18 protein-coding genes are annotated in these 20,392 nt (G+C 68.2%); 4 read left to right on the top strand and 14 right to left on the bottom strand.

The features are described 5' to 3' along the window. The first annotated feature begins 13 nt into the window (after nt 1–13). Nucleotides 14–217, top strand: a complete 204-nt coding sequence (locus tag ACOFKW_RS08520) for a hypothetical protein (RefSeq protein WP_419813727.1) — start codon at nt 14–16, stop codon at nt 215–217. Between the two features lie 81 nt (nt 218–298). Here the strand turns inward: ACOFKW_RS08520 and ACOFKW_RS08515 are convergent, their stop codons facing one another. After that, nucleotides 299–832 (bottom strand): SixA phosphatase family protein, encoded by a 534-nt coding sequence (locus tag ACOFKW_RS08515; RefSeq protein WP_419813726.1) that lies wholly within the window; start codon nt 830–832, stop codon nt 299–301. Between the two features lie 68 nt (nt 833–900). Beyond that, the gene (locus ACOFKW_RS08510; RefSeq protein WP_419813725.1) at nt 901–3,624 is read right to left on the bottom strand and encodes an ATP-dependent DNA helicase; all 2,724 of its coding nucleotides are present in this window, start codon (nt 3,622–3,624) and stop codon (nt 901–903) included. Between the two features lie 226 nt (nt 3,625–3,850). Here ACOFKW_RS08510 and ACOFKW_RS08505 point away from each other — a divergent pair, with 226 nt between their 5' ends. Both ACOFKW_RS08505 and ACOFKW_RS08500 read left to right on the top strand, forming a co-directional pair. Beyond that, nucleotides 3,851–5,428 carry a lysine--tRNA ligase gene (locus ACOFKW_RS08505; protein ID WP_419813724.1) on the top strand — a complete coding sequence of 526 codons (1,578 nt, stop codon included), beginning with the start codon at nt 3,851–3,853 and terminating at the stop codon, nt 5,426–5,428. Continuing rightward, nucleotides 5,428–6,195, top strand: coding sequence for a hypothetical protein (locus ACOFKW_RS08500; RefSeq protein WP_419813723.1), 768 nt, complete (start codon nt 5,428–5,430; stop codon nt 6,193–6,195). The genes ACOFKW_RS08505 and ACOFKW_RS08500 overlap by 1 nt, the downstream gene beginning before the upstream one ends. Here ACOFKW_RS08500 and trmB read toward each other — a convergent pair. From trmB to ACOFKW_RS08440, 12 genes are all read right to left on the bottom strand, one after another. Continuing rightward, a complete protein-coding gene (gene trmB / locus ACOFKW_RS08495) occupies nt 6,192–6,872 on the bottom strand; it encodes a tRNA (guanine(46)-N(7))-methyltransferase TrmB (RefSeq protein WP_419816912.1) in 681 nt (226 codons plus the stop codon). The genes ACOFKW_RS08500 and trmB overlap by 4 nt on opposite strands. Then, complete coding sequence (gene metK / locus ACOFKW_RS08490; protein WP_419813722.1) at nt 6,869–8,092, bottom strand: methionine adenosyltransferase; 1,224 nt, start codon at nt 8,090–8,092, stop codon at nt 6,869–6,871. The genes trmB and metK overlap by 4 nt, the downstream gene beginning before the upstream one ends. 79 nt (nt 8,093–8,171) lie before the next feature. Then, complete coding sequence (gene lnt, locus ACOFKW_RS08485; protein ID WP_419813721.1) at nt 8,172–9,680, bottom strand: apolipoprotein N-acyltransferase; 1,509 nt, start codon at nt 9,678–9,680, stop codon at nt 8,172–8,174. Nucleotides 9,681–9,952: 272 nt separating this feature from the next. After that, nucleotides 9,953–10,654, bottom strand: a complete 702-nt coding sequence (locus tag ACOFKW_RS08480) for a PEPxxWA-CTERM sorting domain-containing protein (RefSeq protein ID WP_419813720.1) — start codon at nt 10,652–10,654, stop codon at nt 9,953–9,955. A 444-nt stretch (nt 10,655–11,098) separates the two neighbouring features. Further along, the gene (locus ACOFKW_RS08475) at nt 11,099–12,169 is read right to left on the bottom strand and encodes a ThuA domain-containing protein (RefSeq protein ID WP_419813719.1); all 1,071 of its coding nucleotides are present in this window, start codon (nt 12,167–12,169) and stop codon (nt 11,099–11,101) included. A gap of 151 nt (nt 12,170–12,320) precedes the next feature. Further along, on the bottom strand, nt 12,321–13,232 hold the full coding sequence (locus ACOFKW_RS08470; RefSeq protein WP_419813718.1) for a hemolysin family protein: 912 nt from the start codon (nt 13,230–13,232) through the stop codon (nt 12,321–12,323). A 9-nt stretch (nt 13,233–13,241) separates the two neighbouring features. Next, nucleotides 13,242–13,757: an rRNA maturation RNase YbeY gene (gene ybeY / locus ACOFKW_RS08465; RefSeq protein ID WP_419813717.1), complete on the bottom strand. Its 516-nt coding sequence runs from the start codon at nt 13,755–13,757 to the stop codon at nt 13,242–13,244. Between the two features lies 1 nt (nt 13,758). After that, nucleotides 13,759–14,718, bottom strand: a complete 960-nt coding sequence (locus ACOFKW_RS08460; protein WP_419813716.1) for a PhoH family protein — start codon at nt 14,716–14,718, stop codon at nt 13,759–13,761. A 69-nt stretch (nt 14,719–14,787) separates the two neighbouring features. Next, nucleotides 14,788–16,059, bottom strand: a complete 1,272-nt coding sequence (gene miaB, locus ACOFKW_RS08455; protein ID WP_419816911.1) for a tRNA (N6-isopentenyl adenosine(37)-C2)-methylthiotransferase MiaB — start codon at nt 16,057–16,059, stop codon at nt 14,788–14,790. A gap of 93 nt (nt 16,060–16,152) precedes the next feature. Further along, nucleotides 16,153–16,722: a DUF1003 domain-containing protein gene (locus ACOFKW_RS08450; protein WP_419813715.1), complete on the bottom strand. Its 570-nt coding sequence runs from the start codon at nt 16,720–16,722 to the stop codon at nt 16,153–16,155. Next, nucleotides 16,719–17,564, bottom strand: a complete 846-nt coding sequence (locus tag ACOFKW_RS08445) for a type 1 glutamine amidotransferase (protein ID WP_419813714.1) — start codon at nt 17,562–17,564, stop codon at nt 16,719–16,721. Before ACOFKW_RS08445 ends, ACOFKW_RS08450 begins: the two co-directional genes overlap by 4 nt. A gap of 103 nt (nt 17,565–17,667) precedes the next feature. Next, entirely contained in the window at nt 17,668–19,044 is a 1,377-nt protein-coding gene (locus tag ACOFKW_RS08440; protein WP_419813713.1) for an L-serine ammonia-lyase, read from the bottom strand. Nucleotides 19,045–19,117: 73 nt separating this feature from the next. Between ACOFKW_RS08440 and ACOFKW_RS08435 the strand changes: the two genes are divergently transcribed. Then, entirely contained in the window at nt 19,118–20,392 is a 1,275-nt protein-coding gene (locus ACOFKW_RS08435; protein WP_419813712.1) for an amino acid permease, read from the top strand.

The following is a 20,392-nucleotide window of genomic DNA, read 5'->3' as shown; positions in this document are numbered from 1 at the left end:
CGCACTATCCCTGTTGCTCGGGGGCTGCGTCTCGACCGCCGTCGCCGTCGTCAAGGCGCCCTTCCAGGTCGCCGGCTGGACCGCCGACAAGCTGACCACCAGCCAGTCCGAAGCCGATGAGAAGCGCGGCCGCAAGGAGCGCAAGCTCGACGAGGAGCGCGCCAAGCAGGAGCGCAAGGACGAGAAAGCGGCGCGCAAGGCTGCCCGCGGCGACTAATCGCCTGCCGCCCGTCATCGCACCTGCCGCTTGGTACTCCGACGCTCTAGACAGGCGGCCGGGACAGCGAGCGACGGAAGATTAGTCGTCCGGCCCCAGCGTCGGATCCAGATCCCGCGGCCGCACGAACTTCACCAAGCGCCCGACGTTGTCGTCGATGTCAGTCCATTTCTCGATGTCCAGCTCGATCCGTGCCAGTGTCGCAGTCGGGTATTTCAGCTCCGCCTCGCCGCGCAGCTCGCCACCGGGCGGCACCAGCGACAGCAGCAAATCCTCGCAGCCCGGGTTGTGCCCGACCAGCAACGCATCGGACTTCGCCTCGCCGAACTGCTGAACCAGCAGCATCAGCGTCGCCGACGACGACAAGTACACCCGAGTGTCCCACAGCGGCTTGAGCATCCGGCCGAGGCCGTCCTCGACGCCCTCGATGGTCTGGCGCACACGTACGGCGGGCGAGGCACAGACATGGTCGAAATCCAGGCCCTCGTCGGCGATCCAGCGCCCGATGCGGGCAGCCGCACGGCGGCCACGGCCGTTGACCGGCCGGTCGAAATCGCGCTCCACGGTATCGTCCCACGACGATTTGGCATGGCGCAGCAGCGTCAGCGTCTTCAATCGATCGTTCCCGGCAACCAACCCCAAGGCCCACCATGCGTGAGCCGCGTTACATTTCATAGATGCATTCACGCGGTCGGCGTCAAGACTCCGCTAACACCCGACCGGGTCATCTCAGCCACCGCCGCCACCGCATCGTCGAGCAGGATGCGCTCCGTCCGCACTCCGCCGGGAAATGCGGTCAGCAGCCGCGACGGCACCGCAGGCCCTAGCAATACGAAAATGCCGCGGTCGTCGGCGCGGCGGATCAGCCGCCCGAACGCCTGCGCCAGCCGCCCCTGCGTCACCAAATCGTCATAGGCTGCACCACCGAAGGCCGCGCGACGGGCAGCATGCAGCACGGTCGGGCGCGGCCAGGGGACACCCTCCATGACGACCAGCCGCAGCGACTGGCCCGGCACGTCGACGCCGTCGCGCAACGCGTCGGTGCCGAGCAGGCTGGCGCGCGGGTCGGCGCGGAAGATATCGACCAAGGTGCCGGTGTCGATCGGATCGACATGCTGGGCAAACAGCGGCAGCCCGGCCCGGCTGAGCGGATCGGCGATGCGCGCATGAACCGCTTTCAGCCGCGCGATCGCGGTGAACAGCCCCAGCGTACCGCCCTCCGCCGCCTCGATCAGCCGCTTGTACGCCGCCGCCAGCGCCGGGATGTCGCCGCGCCGGATGTCGGTAACGATCAGCACCCGCGCGTTGCCGGCATAGTCGAACGGGCTGTCGACCGCGAAGCGCTGCGGCGGCAGGGCGAGGTGAGTCGCTCCCGTCCGCATCTCGGTGTCGCGCCAGCTCTCGGCATCCCCGGTCGCACCACGGGCGCGCAAGGTTGCCGAGGTTACCAGCACGCCATGCGCCGGCTCCAGTACAGCCTTGGCGAACGGCCGCGTCGGATCGAGCCAGTGACGGTGGATGCCGACGTCGTATTCGCGTCCCTCGACCCGGTCGACGGCGAACCAGTCGATGAAGTCCGGATCCGCCGGGCCACCCAGCCGCGCCAGCAACACACCCCAGGCCGCCAGCATCTGCGCCCGCAGCCGCAATCCCGCCGCCGCGCCGTCGAGCCGCGCCCGCCCCGGCCCGTCGAGCCAGTCCGGCGCTTCCTCCAGCACCGCGACCAGCCGCGCCTCCAGGGCCAGCAGCGGCGCCGCCAGCGTCTCGAAAGCCGCCAGTGCCGCGACGCTCGCCTCGATCACGGCGGGCAGCACTTCGGCGACCTCGCTCTCCAGGCTGTACCCGGCCTCGTGGCCGTCGGCGCGCGCGTGGACTTGCCCGCGTACAGCGACCAGCAGCGCCTCGACCGGGCCGTTCGGCTCCGCCGCCATCAAGCGCTGGCCCCAGCCTTCGGAGGGCAGGTCGCGCGCCGCCTTGGCCGCCGCCTCCAGCGCCAGCGCCCCGGCATCGTCATAGCTGATGACGTCCGACAGCCGCGCCGCCAGCCCGCGCCGGCGCCCGCGTGCCGCCTTCTCCGGCCCCAATATCCAGCTGCGCAGCTCGATCGCCTCGCGCGCCGAAAGGTGCAGCGCAAAGGTCGAATCCGCCGCGTCGAACAGGTGATGCCCCTCGTCGAAGACGATCCGTGTCATCCGCCCGGCCTCGGCGCGCTCGCGCACGGCGTTGATCATCACCAGCGCGTGGTTGGCGATCACCAGGTCCGCCTGCGCCGAAGCGCGAGCCGAGCGTTCGATGAAGCAGGTCCGGTAGTGCGGGCAACCCGCATAGATGCACTCGCCGCGCCGGTCGGTCAGCCCGCCCAGCGCCGCCTTGCCGAACAGGTTCGCCAGCCAGCCCGGCAGGTCTCCCCCGACCATGTCACCGTCGCGGCTATATTCCGCCCAGCGCGCCGCCAGTTGCGCAAAGATCCCGGCGCGGCCCGAAAAGCCGCCCTGCATCGCGTCTTCCAGATTGAGCAGGCACAGGTAATTCTCCCGTCCCTTGCGCACCACGACCTTGGTCCGCTTTGTCGCCGCATCGGGATAGGCGCGCCCCGCCTCGGCATCGAGCTGGCGCTGCAGAGCCTTGGTATAGGTCGACAGCCACACCGTGCCGCCCGCCTCCGCCGCCCATAACGACGCCGGTGCCAGATAGCCCAGCGTCTTGCCGATACCGGTCCCCGCCTCCGCCAGCACGACGTTGGGCGCCGTCGCCATGCTGCGCGGCCGGAACGCATGGCTCGCTGCCCGTCCGAAATCACGCTGACCGATGCGCTTTTCGGCGCCGATGCCGAGCAGCTTTTCCAGTTTCGCATCGACCGCACCGTCCGGCATGGCGATGTCGCGCGGTCGCGGCCGGGCCGGGGCTTCCTCCCATTTCGGCAGTGTCGAGAACAACAGGCGCTCGGGCTTGGCCGGCTGCTTCAGCCGCTTGCCGATCTCGCCGCTCCACGACCAGCGCAGCCGGGTCAGCGTCTGCGCGATGCTCCACGCACCGTGCCGCTCCGCCCATCCGCCATCTTCCAGTGTATCGAGCAACTTGCCCGCCGCGGCCTGCAGGAACAGCGCCTCGGCGCCCTGCCCTTCCGGCGCCGGCAGGCCGAGCGCCACCGCCAGGCCGCTGGCAGTCGGCACCGCGAATTTCGCCGGGTGAACGAAGGCGAACAGCTCCAGCAGGTCGAGGCCCGACAGTTCGGGATAGCCCAGCCGGCTGGCGGTCACCGCCGCGTTGAGCATCAGCAGTGGCGTATCCCCTGCCCGGCGGATCGCCGCCCGGGTGTTGATCATCTCGACCCGCCCGTCGGTCTCGGCGATCCACACGCCGCCATGATTGGCGACGATCGCGGGATAGGACGGCGTGACACTCACCCTTCCTGTCTAGCGTTGGAACGAACCGGCAACAAGCGTCGCGGCACGCGGTCTCGCAACCGGAACGCCATCCTGTGCGATAATAATGCCGTCGCGGCGGTGCAGTGATGGGCCGACCGTGTTCGACTTGGCGACGATACGGTGACGCTCAAAAATGGATACTTAAGGAGAGTGCGCGGGCACGCCCTCCCTTGCCACGCGGGAGGTTTTTCCCGACACCGCAACAATGACCGATGAAACCACCCTGCGCGATGCGGCGCTCGTCTCCAAGGCCTGGCCGTTCGAGGAGGCGCGCAAACTGGTCGCGCGCTACAAGGACGGATTCCCCGAGGCCGGGGTGATCTTCGAGACCGGCTACGGCCCCTCGGGCCTGCCGCACATCGGCACCTTCGGCGAGGTCGCGCGGACGACGATGGTGCGCCGCGCCTTCGAGGTGATGATGCCCGGCGTGCCGACCCGGCTGATTGCCTTTTCCGACGATATGGACGGCTTTCGCAAGGTGCCGCCTGGGCTGCCGCAGGAGGACATGCTGCGCGCCCATCTCGGCCAGCCGCTGACCCGCGTGCCTGACCCGTTCGGCACGCACTCCAGCTTCGGCGCACACAACAACGCCCGGCTGCGCGCCTTCCTCGACCGCTTCGGGTTCGACTATGAGTTCCTGTCGTCGACCGACTGCTATGCCTCGGGGCGCTTCGACGCGACCTTGCTGCGGGTGCTGGCGAGCTATGATGCGGTGATCGGGACGATCCTGCCGACCCTCGGACCCGACCGCCGGGCGACCTATTCGCCGTTCCTGCCGCTCGACCCGGTCACCGGCGAAGTCCTACAGGTGCCGCTGACGGGCCGCAACGTCGAGGCGGGAACGGTCAGCTACGCCGATCCGAAGTCGGGCGAGACGGTGACGGTGCCGGTCACCGGCGGCCATGTGAAGCTGCAGTGGAAGGTCGACTGGGCGATGCGCTGGGTCGCGCTCGGCGTCGATTACGAGATGGCGGGCAAGGACCTGATCGATTCAGTCACCCTGTCGAGCGCCGTCACCCGCATCCTCGGGGCGCGCCCACCGGAGGGCTTCAACTACGAGCTGTTCCTCGATGCGGAGGGGGCGAAGATCTCCAAGTCGAAGAACAACGGCCTGACCATCGAGCAATGGCTGACCTACGCCGCCCCGGAAACGCTGGCGCTGTACATGTACCAGAACCCGCGCAAGGCCAAGCGCCTGCATTTCGACGTCATTCCCAAGGCGGTCGACGAATATTACCAGTTTCTCGCTTCGTTTCCCGGGCAGGCGGTCGAGCAGCGCCTCGGCAATCCGGTGTACCATATCCACCACGGCAACCCGCCCGCGGTCGAGATGCCGCTGACCTTCGGCCTGCTGCTCAACCTGGTCACCGTCGCCGGCACCGACGATGCCGCCGTGCTGTGGGGGTTCGTCTCGCGCTATGTCCCGGGCACCAGCGCGGCGACCCATCCCGAGATCGATGCGCTGGTCGGCTATGCCATCCGCTACGCCCGCGACTTCGTCCTGCCCGGCCTGCAGCGCCGCGCTCCCGACGCCCGTGAAGCCGCCGCACTGCGCGATCTCGACGCCCGCCTTGCCGCTCTCGGGCCCGATGCCGACGCCGAGGCGTTTCAGTTCGAGGTCTATGAGGCAGGCAAGGCAGCGGGCTTCGAACCGCTGCGCGACTGGTTCAAGGCGCTGTACGAAACCTTGCTCGGCACGTCGCAGGGCCCACGAATGGGCTCGTTCATCAAGCTTTACGGCCTGGCGGAGACCCGCCGGCTGATCGCGGAGACACTCTCGTAATGCGTACCCAGTTCAAGGCGGCCATCGTCGCTGCCGCCCTGTTCGCCGCCGGTCCCGCCTTTGCCGACGCCGCCAGCAGCTTTCACGACGGCAAGTGGCAGGACGCCATCACGCAGGGCCGGGCCGAGAACACTGCCGCCTCGCTGGTCCTCGCCGGCCGCGCCGCGCTCAGCGTCGCCGGCTTCACCATTACCGACAAGGCGCAGGCCAAGACCGCCATCGCCGCCGCCGAGCGCGACTTCGATGCGGCGATCGCCAAGGCGCCGAACAACCTCGAGGCGCGCGTCCAGAAGGCGATTGCGGTTGGCTACCGGGCCAAGCTCGACAAGTCGCCCGGCGAGGCGAAGGACACGCGCCGCCTGATGGAGGCGGTGCTGGCGCGGGACCCCAACAACGCGCTGGGCAATGCCGCGCTGGGCGGCTGGCACGGCGGCGCGGTCGCGACCCTGGGCAATTTCATCGCCTCGACGATCCTCGGCGCCAACCGCAAGGACATGGAGCGTTGCTTTAGCATCGCGATGGCGCGCGATCCCAAGAACATCGTCCACCCGCTGACCTATGCCTTCACGCTGCTCGACATCAGCACCGACAATGCACCCCAGGCGACCCAGCTGCTCAAGGCCGCCGTCATGCTGCCGTCGCGCGACGCCTATGAGGTGCAGACCCGCAAGGTTGCGGTGCAGGTGCTGGCGGCGCTGAATTCCGGCGATGCCAAGGGCGCGCGCGCACTGGCCCGCCGCCTCCAACCGTTCGGGACGGTCAGCTAGACCCGGCGGTAACGCAGGTACCAGACCTCGTGGCCCAGCCGCCGGGCCTTGGCTTCATAGCGGGTCGGCGGCCAGTCGTCGGGACGCGATTGCCAATCGGCGGGAGTCGTCGCCAGCCACTCGAAGTCGCGCCGCGCCGCCATCTGCATCAGCGTCCAGCGGCAATAGACCGGGTGGTCGGTGCCTATCCTCAGTTCCGATCCCGGTGACAGCTTTGCCGACAGCAGGTCCAGCGGCCCCGGATTGACAAAGCGCCGCCGGGCGTGCCGCAGCTTGGGCCATGGATCGGGATGGAGCAGGAAAGCACGGCTCAGCCCGCCATCCGGCAACCGCTCCAGCACGTCGAGCGCGTCGCCCATGTACAGGCGCACGTTGTCGAGCGCCTGGTCGCGGACATGGTTGAGCGCGCCGACGACGCCATTGAGGAACGGCTCGCAGCCGATCAGGCCGGTATCCGGATGTGCTGCGGCCTGCGCGGCGAGATGCTCGCCGGCACCGAAGCCGATCTCCAGCCACAACGGCCGCTGCGCACCGAACAGGCTGGCGGCGTCCACCGGACCCTCGGCCGGTACCGAGATGCGCGGCAACAGCTCCTCGACCAGCGCCGCCTGGCCCTTGCGCAGGGCATGGCCCTGGCGTCGACCATACAGGCGGCGCGTCGTGCTGGGATCGATCAGACCGCGGCCTTCAGCGCATCCACCAGATCGAGCTTCTCCCAGCTGAAACCACCTTCGGCGTCGGGCTCGCGGCCGAAATGGCCATAGGCAGCGGAGCGCTGGTAGATCGGGCGGTTCAGCTTGAGGTGCTCGCGGATACCGCGCGGGGTCAGGCGAACCAACTGCGGCAGCACCGCCTCGATGGTCGCTTCTGGAACGGTGCCGGTGCCGTGGGTGTCGACGTACAGCGACAGCGGCTCTGCAATACCAATGGCATAGCTCAGCTGGATGGTGACGCGGCGCGCGAGGCCGGCGGCAACGATGTTCTTCGCCATGTAGCGTGCGATATACGCAGCCGAGCGGTCGACTTTGGTCGGATCCTTGCCGCTGAACGCGCCGCCGCCGTGAGGCGAAGCGCCGCCGTAGGTGTCGACAATGATCTTGCGCCCGGTGACGCCGGCGTCGCCATCGGGCCCACCAATTTCGAAGCGTCCTGTCGGATTGACGTAGATCGCCGTCTCGTCGGTAATGAAGCCCTCGGGCAGGACATCGGCGAACACACCGACGACATAGTCGCGCAGGACCTTGTACTTGGCGGCGTCGCCCTCGTCGTTGTGAAAGTAATAGTCGGGCGCGTGCTGGGTAGAGACGACCAGCGCAGTGGCGCGGACCGGAATCTCGTTCTCATAGGCCAGCGTCACCTGGCTCTTGGCGTCGGGCTCCAGGAACGGCGCCGCGCCGGAGTGGCGATCCGCCGCCAGCCGCTCGAGGATACGATGCGAATAGTACAGCGTCGCCGGCATGAAATCGGGAGTCTCGTCGGTGGCATAGCCGAACATGATGCCCTGGTCGCCGGCGCCCTCGTCCTTGTTGCCGCTCGCATCGACGCCCTGGGCGATATGCGCCGACTGGGGGTGGAGGTGGTTGGCGAACTCGGCGGTCTGCCAGTGGAAGCCCTCCTGCTCATAGCCGATGCGCTTGACCGTGGCGCGCACCGCCGCCTCAATCTCCTCGGTCGCGCCGGGCAGCCACTCGCCTGCCTCGTCGATCATGCCCTTGCAGCGGATTTCACCGGCCAGCACGATGCGCTGGGTGGTCACCAACGTCTCGCAAGCGACGCGCGCTTGCGGATCCTTGGACAGGAACAGGTCGACGACGGCGTCGGAGATCTGGTCGGCGACCTTGTCGGGATGACCTTCGCTGACCGACTCGCTGGTGAACAGGAAATTGCTTCGGGCCATTGGACGGGGCTCTTTCATGGACTGATCGATGGCGGGTCTAGGCAAGCCGGGGCGCGGCGGCAAGCATATAAAGCTATCCTTATATGGGACGCGCGATTGCCCATGCGGCGGCGAGCAGCAGCAGCAATGCGAAGACGAGGCTGGTCCAGTGCCCATACTGCGCGAACAGCGTCGGCGGCAGCGGCGGCGGCAACGCGGCGCTGACCACGCCCATGACATTCTGGCCGAGTTGCGCGACGATCCGCCCCCGTGCATCGACCAGCGCGCTGATCCCGGTAGGGGTGGCGCGGGCGACCGGCAGCCCCTCCTCGATCGCCCGCAGCCGCGATTGCGCCAGGTGTTGCGGTGGCCCGGAGGCGCCGAACCAGGCATCGTTGCTGACGTTGAGCAGCCACTTCGGCCGGTGCGCCGGATCGACGACCTCGCCCGGGAAGATGATCTCGTAGCAGATCTGCACGCCGACATCGGCAAACCCCGGCAGCGCCAGCGTCCGCGGTCCCGGCCCCGGCAGGAAATCGAGATCGCCCGGCGTCAGCCGTGCCAGGCCAAGCGCTGTCATCAGCGGTCGCATCGGCACATATTCGCCCAGTGGCACCAGATGCGCCTTGTCGTAGCGGCCGTGCAGGCGGGCGGCACTGTCGATGACGAACAGGCTGTTGGTCGCCGCGGTGACGTCACCAGCCGGATTGCGGATCAGCGCCTCGCCGCCGAACAGCAGCAGGTCACCGGGATGCAGCACGGATGCCAGCGCCGCCCGGGCCTCGCGATCTTCCTCGACCGGATAGCCGATCGCTGCCTCGGGCCAGGCGACAATCGCCGGCGGACGCCCCTCGGGCGCGGCCAGGGCGCCCCGGGTCAGATTGAGGTAACGGCGGAAATGATCGACCTCCAGCGCCGGGTCGTACTTGGTCGACTGGCCGATATCGGCCTGCACCAGGTGCACCATCGGGCCCTTCGACACCGGTGCGGTCGGCAGGAGCAGCCCGGTCAGCGCCGCGATGCCGCAGATCCCGACCAGCGCCGCCGCTCCAGTGCGCCGGCTGCGTTGCGCTGCCAGCGCAAGGCCGCCACCGGCAAGCACCATCAGCCCGGACAGGCCGAGACCGCCGAACACGCTCGCCAGTTGCGCGACCGCTCCGGCATTCAGCCAGGCGACGCCCAACGGTCCCCAGGCAAAGCCGGACAATAAGTGCCCGCGCAACCATTCGGCCAGCATCCAGCTCACCGCCAGCAGCAATACCCGCGGCCCCGGCCGCCGCGCCAGGCTCCACGCCACCAGCGTCGCCAGGCCGATGTAGATCGCCAGGAACATCGCCAGCAGCACCACCGCGACCCAGCCGAGCACCGGCGGCATCGCGGCCTGGAAGGTGAACGCCGTGGCGATCCAGGTCAGGCCGACGCCGAAATGGCTCCAGCCGAACCACCAGCCCGTCGCGAACGCCGCGCGCCGCGTCGGCGCCCGCTGCAGCAGCCAGACCAGCACCGCCAGCGCAACGACGGTCAGCGGCCACAGTCCCAGCGGTGCGAAGCCGGTGGCGGCAAGGGCCCCGGCAGCAAAGGCCAGGCCAAGGCGGAAACGCGGGGTCATGGCTGCGCGCTTAGGCAGGCCCGGCGATGCGCGCAAGCCGCCCGCCGCAACTCCTTGCGCAGGCAAGACCTCGACTGGCGACCAGTGCGGCGACGTCTGGGCCAACGATGCTGCGATCGAGACGATGTTGGACGCCGGTGCCGTCTGCCAACCGGTGCGCGACCGACCGGGAGGGACAGCGGTGCCACCGCCCTTGCCGATGGCGGCGACACGCTGTCGAGAACCCAGCCAGGCTCCGGCTGGTGTGGAAGCCGGCGAACTAGCTCGAGCGGCTATGCAGCGCAGGGCTGCTGGCGACGCCGCATCACCAGTCCGACCAGTCCGAGACCGCTTAGCATCATGCCCCAGGCGGCTGGCTCGGGCACGGCGGCGACCGTCACCGGGCTGACATAGTCGAGTACGTCGACGCCGTCCGTGACGCCGACACCATAGGTCAGACCGCCAAGGTCGCCGTTGCTCCACAGATTGACCGCGTTACCGCCGGCGATCGTGAACACGAGTCCATAGATATCGAGGAACCCGCCGTGAAACGGATAATCGGTGGCGCTTTGCGGCGAACCGCCTGGATAGAACAGGTTGGAATAGGAGAACCCGGATGCCGGCACGCCTTCCGGGGTAAGCGGCCCGTTGACGATCTTATAGAAGCCGAAGCTGTGCGGAGCGCGCAGGTTGGTGTCCTCGGGATCGTGCGGGTTGCTGGGGACGATCCCGGTGATCGCAGCGTCGACGATCCCGATATTGGTGTCGGAGAAGGTACCGCTGATCCCGGTAACGATGTAGGACCCGATCGGATCGACCGGGTTCGGCGATGTGCCCGGTATGACGCCGGTGTTCGGATTGGGGCTCCAGGTCAGGTTGATCGAGCCGCTGGCCCCGCCACCGCTGAAGTTGAATGCATAGTCATGGGCGGCAACGCGGGCGCTCAGCGTCGCCGCCATGATTGCCGCTGCCGCAAGAATGTGCCTCGATTTCATGCTGGTTCCTCCCAATCCAACGCGCCCGAGAGTTCGTACGAAGCGAGGCGCGACCTAGTTGAATTGGCGGAAGGTTAATTCGGCTATATCGAAACGTACATCGGCAATGTTCTATCGGTTCTGCCTAAGGAGTCTTAGCGACGGCGGAGATTCAGCGACTAGCCGAGTGACGATGGGATTAGCCGCGACGAGATCATGCGCTTTGGAATAGCTCGGAGGTAGTAGCCCATCGGGCGCTGACCTCTCCGCAACACTATCCGCGGCAGGCTCGCAGGTCGGACGCATGGTCCGCGACCTCGGCGATCATGAGTACGTGGCGGTTCGGGAGTACCGACGGGGTAGGGATCGCGCCACAGTCGAAGGCGGCGCTCAAGATGCTTGCCCCGGTTGGTCCGCCTCCGAGCCGGCGACCGGCCCCCGCCGATGTGGCGGGGGCCGTCGATCCTATTTGAAGATCTTCGTGGGATGCGCCTTGGCCCAGGCGAGAGCTTCCGGCGATGCTGCCCATTTGATCGCGTTGCGCAGCAGCAGCCGATATTCAGGCTGCTCCCAAGGCGTGTGGTCATGGCCGATCTGGACATAGAAGACCGGGCTGTTCTCCGACGACTTGTACCAGGCCGACAGGTTGCTGAACTTGCGCTTGGGGTTGAGATTGACCAGCGGATCCGGCGGCGTGAAGTCGGTACGCAGCAGCGGATGGACCGAATCCTCGAAAAAGGCGCAGGCATAGGCCTCGTCGGTCGTGTCGAAACCATCGCCCAGGCCCTTGGTGATCGGGCTGTTCTTGTCGACGACGGTGATGTGCTGCTTGGTCTTTTGATAATAGCCGTGGCGCGGGTCGAGGATACCGCGAACCGTGATCGGCGCGTACCAGTCGCAGGCGCCGCCGATGACTTCGGAATATTCCGGCCAGGTATGGGCCCAGGCGGCGGAGGCGTGGTGCATGAAGACCATGCCCTTGCCGGCCTTGAGCAGCGCCGGGAAGTCACGCTTCAGCTGCGGCGAAGGATTGGGATAGACGCGGTCGATGGTACCGTCGGCGCGCGGCGTCCGCACACCGGGGCCGCCGAGATCGTAGAACAGGTAGACGTCGAAATTCTTGCCGGCGGTCGGGTTCATCAGCAGGTCGGCGGCGGGATGGTCGACGTGCGTGTAGGTGATGTCGTCGCCCAGCGAATCGAGCATCTGGTTGAACTGCTCGCGCTCGAACTCATGGCCCTTGGTGATGACCAGCACGCGGATCGGACCGCGACCGCCCTGCGGCATGCGCGGCGGTGCGTTTGGAGCGGCGGCAGGCGGCGGCGCGACGGGAGGCGCCGTCAGCGCGATACCGGCCTTGATGATCGGCGGGCAGGACACGCCACCGGCAACCGGATGGCAGCCGACCCAGGTTGCCGGATCGGAAGACTGTGCAGCGGCCGGCGTCGCTGAAACGACTGCGGCAGCGGCGATCAATGCCGCCCCCGCGATAATGGAGCGGTATCGCTTCAAAGCAAATGCCAAGTCTTGGGCCATGATCTCAGAAGCTCCGCATCGTTAAGGACGGAGCTACATTGCAGCTTTGGCGGAACGAAGGCAATCGCGGAAAACAGTCATGCTGCAACTGCGAACATACAATTGAGTATTACGCAGACATATATCAAGCATCGTCGAACGGCGTCACAGATCAGGCTGCAGCTTTCTCCGGAGGATACAGTCGGACGCGGCGGACATGACGTGGATCGCCGTCGATGACTTCGAACTTCCAGCCGGTCGGATGATCGACCGTCTCTCCGATCGCGGGAACGCGCCCGGCCAGCATGAACACCATGCCGCCCAGCGTATCGACGTCCTCGCCGATATCCTCGTTGGCAAAGCTCAGCCCCAGCGCGACCTCAAGCTCCTCGAGGTCGAGGCGGGCGTCGGCCTCGTACAAGTCGTCGCCGATCGCCTGGAGCTGTTGCGCCTGCTCCTCGTCGTGCTCGTCCTCGATGTCCCCGACGATTTCCTCGACCAGGTCCTCGATCGTCACCAGGCCGTCGGTGCCGCCATATTCGTCGACGACGATCGCCATATGCGTCGCCCCCGCCCGCATCCGCGCCAGCAAGTCGAGCACGCGCATCGATTCCGGAACATGCAGGACTTCGCGCAGCAGCGACTCGACCGGGATGCTCTCGAACGGCTTGCTCGACACCGCGTCGGAGAAGGTCTCGCTGATGACCGAGTAGACATCCTTGATGTGGATCATGCCGATCACCTGGTCGAGGCTGTCGCGGAATACCGGCATGCGGCTGTGCCCCGCATCGCGGAAGCGCGCGACGAGGTCGGCAAAGCTGTCGTCGACATCGAAGGCGATGATATCGGAGCGCGGCACCGCAGTATCGCCGACCAGCCGCTCGCCGAAATGCAGCAGGTTCTTCAACATGGTGCGCTCAACCGGCGATAGGTCGTCGCCCTCCTCGCCGGCCGCGGCGTGCTCGTCGATCGCCTCTTCGAGGCTGGCGCGCAGTGACGGCTCGGCATCGGTGCCGGTCAGCAGGGTGCGTAGTCCCCGCCACAGGCGCGAGCCGAAATCGCTACTACTATGGGGGTCGCTCATCGCTGCGGCCTAGACGGCGCTGTGATCGGCGTAGGGATCGCCAAGGCCAAGCGTGGCCAGCGCCGCGACTTCCATCCGCTCCATGTGCCCCGCCAGCGCGTCGTCGTCATGATCATAACCTAGCAGGTGCAGCAGGCCGTGCACAATCAGGTGCGCGGCGTGGTCTGCGGGGCTCAACGCCTTGGCCTGCGCTTCGGCGGCAATGGTCTGCCACGCCATGACGATATCGCCGAGCAGCACCTCGCCGTCGTCGCTGTTCGACAGCGCCTCGATCAGGTCCGGCTGCACCATCGGGAAGCTCAGCACGTTGGTCGGCTTGTCCTTGCCGCGGTACTGCTGGTTGAGCTTCTGCACCTCGGCATCGTCGGTGAAGCGCACCGACACCTCGACGCCGTAGCCGGCGCGGTCGAGCCCGGCATGCGGCGTCTCCGCCAGCGCCGCGGCACAGGCGCGCTCCGCCAGCCCTTGCCAGTCTATGGCCTCGTCCCAGTCGGGCGTGGCGATGGCCGTCTCGACGATCAGCATGTCATGCGTCCTGCGGCGGGCCTTCGTACGCTTCGACGATGCGTCCGACGATCGGGTGGCGCACGACCTCGCGCGACGAGAAGCGCAGGGTCGCGATGCCGTCGATGCCGTCGAGCTTGCGCACCGCGTCGGCCAGCCCCGACGAGGCCGGGTTGGGCAGGTCGACCTGGTTCGGGTCGCCGCAGACCACCATCCGCGAACCCTGGCCGAAGCGGGTCAGGAACATCTTCATCTGCAGCGGCGTGGTGTTCTGCGCCTCGTCGAGGATAACGAAGGCATTGGCCAGCGTGCGGCCGCGCATGAAGGCCAGCGGCGCGATCTCGATCTCGCCCGAGGCCAGGCGACGCTCGACCTGCTCGGCGGGCAGCATGTCGTACAGCGCATCGTACAGCGGGCGCAGGTACGGATCGACCTTGTCCTTCATGTCGCCGGGCAGGAAGCCGAGGCGCTCGCCCGCCTCCACCGCCGGGCGCGACAGCACCAGCCGGTCGACCGAGCCGGCGATCAGCTGCGACACCGCCTGCGCCACCGCGAGATAGGTCTTGCCGGTACCGGCCGGCCCGAGCGCGAAGATCACGTCCTTGGAGCCCAGCGCCTCGATATAGCGCACCTGCGTCGGCGAACGCGGCACGATGACCTTGCGGCGGGTGCGGATCACCACGGCGGGGTTGATGGTGCCATCCTCGGCATGAGTCAGCCCGTCGAGCGACGGATCGCCGCTGATCGAGACCGCGCCCTCGACATCGCCGACGTCGACGGTCTGGCCCTGGCTGAGGCGGTTATACAGGCCGGTCAGCACGTCACGGGCGCGGGCGGCGCTTTCCGCCTCGCCCTCGATAGTGACGCGGTTGCCGCGCGCCTGGATATAGACGCCGAGGCGGTTCTCCAAAGCGATGAGGTTCTGGTCATACTGGCCGAACAGCGGGCCGAGCAGCTGGGGCCGGTCGAACTCGACCTCCAACTTGACGCGATCGTTACCAGCGACGGGGCCGCGCGGGGCGGGGCGCTGGGGGTGCTTGGATTTTACCACTCAGGCGGCCTGGGCCAATTTCACGATGCGTCCCTCCAGAGAATTGGGCTGAGCGTCGACGAGGTCGACCGTAGCGATATCGCCGATCTTGAGGCCGGGTTCCGTGACGAACACCGACTGCAGCCACGGCGATTTGCCGATCAGCTGGCCCGGACGGCGGCCGGTGCGTTCGAACAGCACGTCGCAACGCTTGCCGACCGAGGCACGGTTGAACGCCATGGCGCCTTCGCCGAGCACGCGCTGGAGCTCGAACAGGCGCGCGTCCTTGACGGCTTCGGGGACCTGGTCGGGCATGGTCGCGGCGGGGGTGCCGGGGCGGGGCGAGTATTTGAAACTATAGGCCTGGGCATAGCCGACTTCACGGATCAGGCTGAGGGTCTGGTCGAAATCGTCGTCGGTCTCGCCGGGAAAGCCGACGATGAAGTCGCCCGAGATGGCGATGCCCGGCACCCGGCGCTTGATGCCGGCAATCTGCGCCAGATAGCTGCCGCGGGTGTGCGCCCGGTTCATGCGGCGCAACAGGCTGTCAGATCCCGCCTGCACCGGTAGGTGGAGATACGGCATCAATTGCGGCACCTCGACATGCGCGTCGATCAGATCCTCGGTCATGTCGCGCGGGTGCGAGGTGGTGTAGCGAATCCGCGCGATCCCCGGTACGCCGGCGATGCGACGGATCAACCCGGCAAGACCCACCGGCCCGACGCCGTCGGTACCGTGATAGGCGTTCACGTTCTGCCCGAGCAGCGTCAGTTCCCGCGCCCCAGCCGCGGCCAGGGCCCGCGCCTCGGCCATGACCGCCGACACCGGCCGCGAAACCTCGCCGCCGCGCGTGTAGGGCACGACGCAGAAGGTGCAGAACTTGTCGCAACCCTCCTGCACCGTCAGGAAGGCGCTGGTCCCGACCGACAGGCGGCGCGCCGGCAGCGCGTCGAACTTCGGCACCACCGGCATGTCGGTATCGACGGCACGACCGGCGCGCAGCAGCTCGGGCAGGCGGTGATAGGCTTGCGGCCCGACCACGACGTCGACCGACGGCGCGCGGCGGACGATCTCGCCGCCCTCCGCCTGGGCGACACAGCCGGCGACGACGATGCGCGGCGCGCCGCCGCTGCGCTCGCGCAGCCGCCCGATGTCGGAATAGACCTTCTCCGCCGCCTTCTCGCGGATGTGGCAGGTGTTGAGCACGACGATATCGGCTTCGCCGGCGTCCGCCGCGACCATCCCGTCAGCTTCCAGCAACTCGCCGATACGCTCCGAGTCATAGGCGTTCATCTGGCAGCCGAAGGATTTGACGTGATAAGTCTGGGTCACTGGGTGCTCATGCCGGGGATTCGCCGTCCAGTGTACGCGAGCGAATGCGCGGCGTCATCCTCCCCAGGCCCGGTACCGCGACGCTGCGTCCCCAGCGTTCTCGGCGGCCTCGATCTGCTGCAGGTTGGAGCGTGGATCGGCCGCCTGCGCCATCGCGTCCGCCTCCCTGTCGACTCGCGACGAAAGGTTCGGACTCTCCCGCCGCGCTTCCTCCAGCAGGGCGATGATCTTGGCGATCTTCTTCTCGCTGAGCACGGCGATCTGCAGCGTCAATTGCGAGCGCTTGGTGGCGCGCTCGTCCTCGTAGCGCTGCGTCGACAGGATGATCATCGCGAGCAGGAAGGCCGACACCGTCGCGACCAGCGCCAGCTCCGGAAACGGGAAGATATCGATCGGGCGATAGCCGAAGTGCTGGGCGATGGCGTTGCCGACGATCCACACCGCCACCAGCGCCAGTATCGCCGCGACCAGCCCTGGTCGCCCGAGAAAGTGCGTGACGCTGTTCGCGACCTTCTGGATGCCCGGCGTCGCCTCGTCCAGCTCGCGGTGCATCTGGGCCAGATGCTCGACGGTCTCGTTGACGTGACCTGGATCGCCGGGCTCGTTCCGGGCCGCCTCTCTCATCCCGCCGCGCCGCCGGGCAGGTGCGCCAGGAAGTTCGACAATTCGGTCCGCCGCCGCGCCTCGTCGGCGAACTCGCGGTCGACGCCCAGCGCCCACAGGTTCGACCGCCGCTCCGGCTCGCGGTGCAGCGCGTCGAGCTGGTTGGCGCGGAGACACACGCTGGCTTCGTCGTCCGCCAGACCGGCCTCGACCAAATCCGCTGCCTGCCGCCGCAGCGCCACCGCGATCTCGCCCGGTGCGAGCTCCGGATGATATTGCACCCCCCAGAACGTCCCGCCGTCGAAGCGGATCTCGGCCGCTTGGACCCGGGTAACGCCGTTGCTCGCCAGCAGCGTCGCGCCGTCGGGCAGGGTCTCGACCTCGTCGCCGTGGATCGCCGGGGCATCCCAGGCCGGCGGCCGCCCGACGAGCAGCGGATGGTCGCGCCCTGCCTCGGTCGCGGTGATCCGCCGGGCGATGCCGGCTTCCATCCGCGCCGGCATCTTGCGCACCGTGCCACCGGCCGCAGCCACCGCAATCTGCAACCCTGCGCACGAACCGAACGACGGCGTGCCCGACGCGAACACGCGGCGCATGAACGCCAGCTGCCGCGCCACCTCGGGGCTGTCCTCATAGACGTGCATCGGCGAGCCGGTCAGGAACACCGCGTCGAAGCCACTCAGCTCGGCCGCCTCGAAGCGCCGCGCATCATCGTCCGCCGGCGCGACGATAGTGATCTCGGCGCCCGGCCGCAGCTGGGACAGGGTCGCGGCATAGCTCTCCCCCGAACTCTTGCCGGCATGCTGGCGCCGGGCGTCGCGGTCATCGGGGGTCTCGCTCTCGGCGACGAGGTAATGCGGCACGATCGTCCTTGGTGAATTCAGGCGACCCTGCAACGCGCCGCGCCCGATCCCCGCTCCCGCCGCGACAAAGCGTCAGCAGGTGGCGACGTTGCCCAAGCCTGCCTCAGCAGGCGACGACGTTCACCGCCAGCCCGCCGAGGCTGGTCTCCTTGTACTTCTCGCCCATGTCGGCGCCGGTCTTGCGCATCGTCTCGATGACCTGGTCGAGCGAGACGCGGTGCGTGCCGTCACCCAGCAGCGCCAGCCGCGACGCCTCGATCGCCTTGATTGCACCAACCGCGTTGCGCTCGATGCACGGCACCTGCACCAGCCCGCCGACGGGATCGCAGGTCAGGCCGAGATTGTGCTCCATGCCAATCTCGGCGGCGTTCTCGATCTGGCCGTCGCTGCCGCCCAGCGCCGCGGTCAGCCCGGCGGCGGCCATCGAGCAAGCGACCCCGACCTCGCCCTGGCAACCGACCTCGGCGCCCGAGATCGAGGCGTTCTCCTTGAACAGGCTGCCGATCACCCCCGCGACGAGCAGGAAGCGGTCGGCGCCCTCGACCGACGCGCCGGGGGCGAAGCGCTCGTAATAGCGCAGCACCGCCGGGATGATGCCCGCCGCGCCATTGGTCGGGGCGGTGACGACGCGACCGCCCGCGGCATTCTCCTCGTTGACCGCCAGCGCCCAGAGGTTGACCCAGTCGATGACGCTGAGCGGATCGGCGAGCGCCCGCTCCTGCCGCTCGCGCAGCAGGGCGAGCACGGCGGGGGCGCGGCGCTTGACGTTGAGCCCGCCGGGCAGGATCTTTTCGAGGCTGCGCGTGCCGCGGTCGATGCAGTCGGACATCGCCGAGCGGATCGCCGCCAGCCGCGCCCGGATCTCGGCCTCGCTATGCGCGGTCAGTTCGTTGGCCAGCGCCAGCGTCGCGATGTCGGTGGGCGCGGCGCGGGCCAGCAGTTCGTCGCCCGAGGAGAACGGGAACGGCAGGTCGACCAGCCCCTCCGGCGGCGCATTGCGGGCGATCTCCGCCTCGCCGACCACCGCGCCGCCGCCGACCGAATAGCTGACCCGCGACGCCAGCACGTCCCCGGCGGCGTCGAAGGCTGAAAACCGCATGCCGTTGGAGTGGAAGGGCAGCCGTTCGCGCTGGTGCCAGCGAACGTCGCGGGCCTCGTCGAACGGCAGGTCGCGCAGGCCCGCCAGCCGGATCGTGCCGGTCGTGCGGATCGCCTCGACGATCTCGCCGGCGCCGTCCGGGCACAGGTCCTGCGGTCGCTGGCCCGACAGGCCGAGCAGCACCGCCTTGTCGGTGGCATGGCCCTTGCCGGTCAGCGCCAGCGAGCCGAACAGCTCCGCCTCGACCCGCGCCACCTCGGTCAGCAGGCCGTTGTCGGCGAGCCCCGTGACGAAATCGCAGGCCGCCGTCATCGGCCCCATGGTGTGCGACGACGACGGCCCGACGCCGATCTTGAACAGGTCGAAGACGCTGGAAACCATGTCCACGGATGTAGGGGCGAAAAGCGCGCCGGTCACCCCTTGCGTCGGCGCGGGGGGCGTTTAGCGTGCAGCGATGAATCAACGGCGACTTGGGCTCGGCCTCGCGACTGCGCTCGTCGCGGGCAACATGATCGGCTCGGGTATCTACCTGCTGCCGCTGACCACTGCGGCGATCGGCTCGATGACGATCATCTCGTGGATCGTCACCGCGGCGGGCGCGCTGCTGCTGGCGCTGGTGTTCGCGCGCGTCGCGGTGCTGCGGCTGACGCCGGGCTTCACGCTGGCCGACACCGTGCGCGCCGAGTTCGGGCCGTTCGCGGCCTATATGTGGAGCTTCGTCTACTGGCTGTCGGCGACCAGTGGTTGCATCGCCGTGGCGCTCGCGGCGGTCGGTTACTTCGCCTGGTTCGTACCACGCTTCGCCGAGCCGATCTGGACGCTGGTCGGCACCGTCGCCGCGCTATGGCTGATGACGCTAGCCAATTTGTACGGCGCGCGGACGGTGGCGAAGGTCTCGGCGGGGACGCTGGTGATCGGGCTGCTGCCGGTGCTGATCGTCGGCATCTTCGGCTGGTGGTGGTTCAGCGCCGATGTGTTCGAGGCGTCTTGGAACGTCAGCGGCGTGTCGATGGCGAGTGCCCTGCCCGCCTCGCTGGTGCTGGTGTTCTGGGCCTTCACCGGCTTCGAAAGCGCCGCGATGGCGAGTGTCACCGTCGCCAACCCGGCGCGCAACGTGCCGATCGCCACCGTCGGCGGCGTCGCCATCGCCGCGATCGTCTATGTCGCCGCCTGCACCGCCTTGTCCGGGATGTTCAGCGCCGCCGAGATGGCCAGGCAGACCGCGCCTTTCGCCGCAGCCGTGGCGCGCGGCGTCGGCGGCATCGCCGGGGGGCTGGTCGCCGCCTGCGCGCTGGTCAAGGCGGCGGGAACGCTCGGCGGCTGGCTGCTCGTGGCAGCGGAGACCACCCGCGCCGGCGCCCATGCCGGACTGTTTCCCCGCCGCCTGTTCGACGATCTGGAGCGCCCGCCCCGCCGCGCGCTATTGTTTATCGCGGTCGGCCTCAGCCTCCTCACCCTCGCCACCGCCGCCCCGACCATCGCCCGCCAGTTCGCGATCATCATCAACGTCGCGACGCTGTTCTGCCTGTTCGCCTACCTCGGGATATGCTGCGTGCTGGCGAAGATCGGCGGCACGCGGGACAAGGTGCTGGCGGTGGCGATGTTCGCCTTCACCGCGGCGGTGTGCGCGGTATCCGACCCCAAGCTGCTGGCGATCAGCGTCGGGATCGCGGCAGTCGGCGCGGTGCCTTGGCTACTGTTGAGACGGCAGCGGGCGGTGGTGGTTTGA

The sequence above is a fragment of the Glacieibacterium sp. genome (assembly GCF_965200405.1).
Lineage (GTDB): Bacteria > Pseudomonadota > Alphaproteobacteria > Sphingomonadales > Sphingomonadaceae > Glacieibacterium.
Note: the sequence above shows the minus strand (reverse complement) of the source record. Positions and strands in the feature narration are given on the sequence as shown.

What these genes read in the sequence shown, in the direction of transcription:
- ACOFKW_RS08505 (WP_419813724.1), top strand. Translation starts at nt 3,851, where the DNA reads ATGACCGATGAAACCACCCTGCGCGATGCGGCGCTCGTCTCCAAGGCC.
- ACOFKW_RS08500 (WP_419813723.1), top strand. Translation starts at nt 5,428, where the DNA reads ATGCGTACCCAGTTCAAGGCGGCCATCGTCGCTGCCGCCCTGTTCGCC.
- metK (WP_419813722.1), bottom strand. Translation starts at nt 8,092, where the DNA reads ATGGCCCGAAGCAATTTCCTGTTCACCAGCGAGTCGGTCAGCGAAGGT.
- lnt (WP_419813721.1), bottom strand. Translation starts at nt 9,680, where the DNA reads ATGACCCCGCGTTTCCGCCTTGGCCTGGCCTTTGCTGCCGGGGCCCTT.
- ACOFKW_RS08480 (WP_419813720.1), bottom strand. Translation starts at nt 10,654, where the DNA reads ATGAAATCGAGGCACATTCTTGCGGCAGCGGCAATCATGGCGGCGACG.
- ACOFKW_RS08475 (WP_419813719.1), bottom strand. Translation starts at nt 12,169, where the DNA reads ATGGCCCAAGACTTGGCATTTGCTTTGAAGCGATACCGCTCCATTATC.
- ACOFKW_RS08470 (WP_419813718.1), bottom strand. Translation starts at nt 13,232, where the DNA reads ATGAGCGACCCCCATAGTAGTAGCGATTTCGGCTCGCGCCTGTGGCGG.
- ybeY (WP_419813717.1), bottom strand. Translation starts at nt 13,757, where the DNA reads ATGCTGATCGTCGAGACGGCCATCGCCACGCCCGACTGGGACGAGGCC.
- miaB (WP_419816911.1), bottom strand. Translation starts at nt 16,059, where the DNA reads ATGAACGCCTATGACTCGGAGCGTATCGGCGAGTTGCTGGAAGCTGAC.
- ACOFKW_RS08450 (WP_419813715.1), bottom strand. Translation starts at nt 16,722, where the DNA reads ATGAGAGAGGCGGCCCGGAACGAGCCCGGCGATCCAGGTCACGTCAAC.
- ACOFKW_RS08440 (WP_419813713.1), bottom strand. Translation starts at nt 19,044, where the DNA reads ATGGTTTCCAGCGTCTTCGACCTGTTCAAGATCGGCGTCGGGCCGTCG.
- ACOFKW_RS08435 (WP_419813712.1), top strand. Translation starts at nt 19,118, where the DNA reads ATGAATCAACGGCGACTTGGGCTCGGCCTCGCGACTGCGCTCGTCGCG.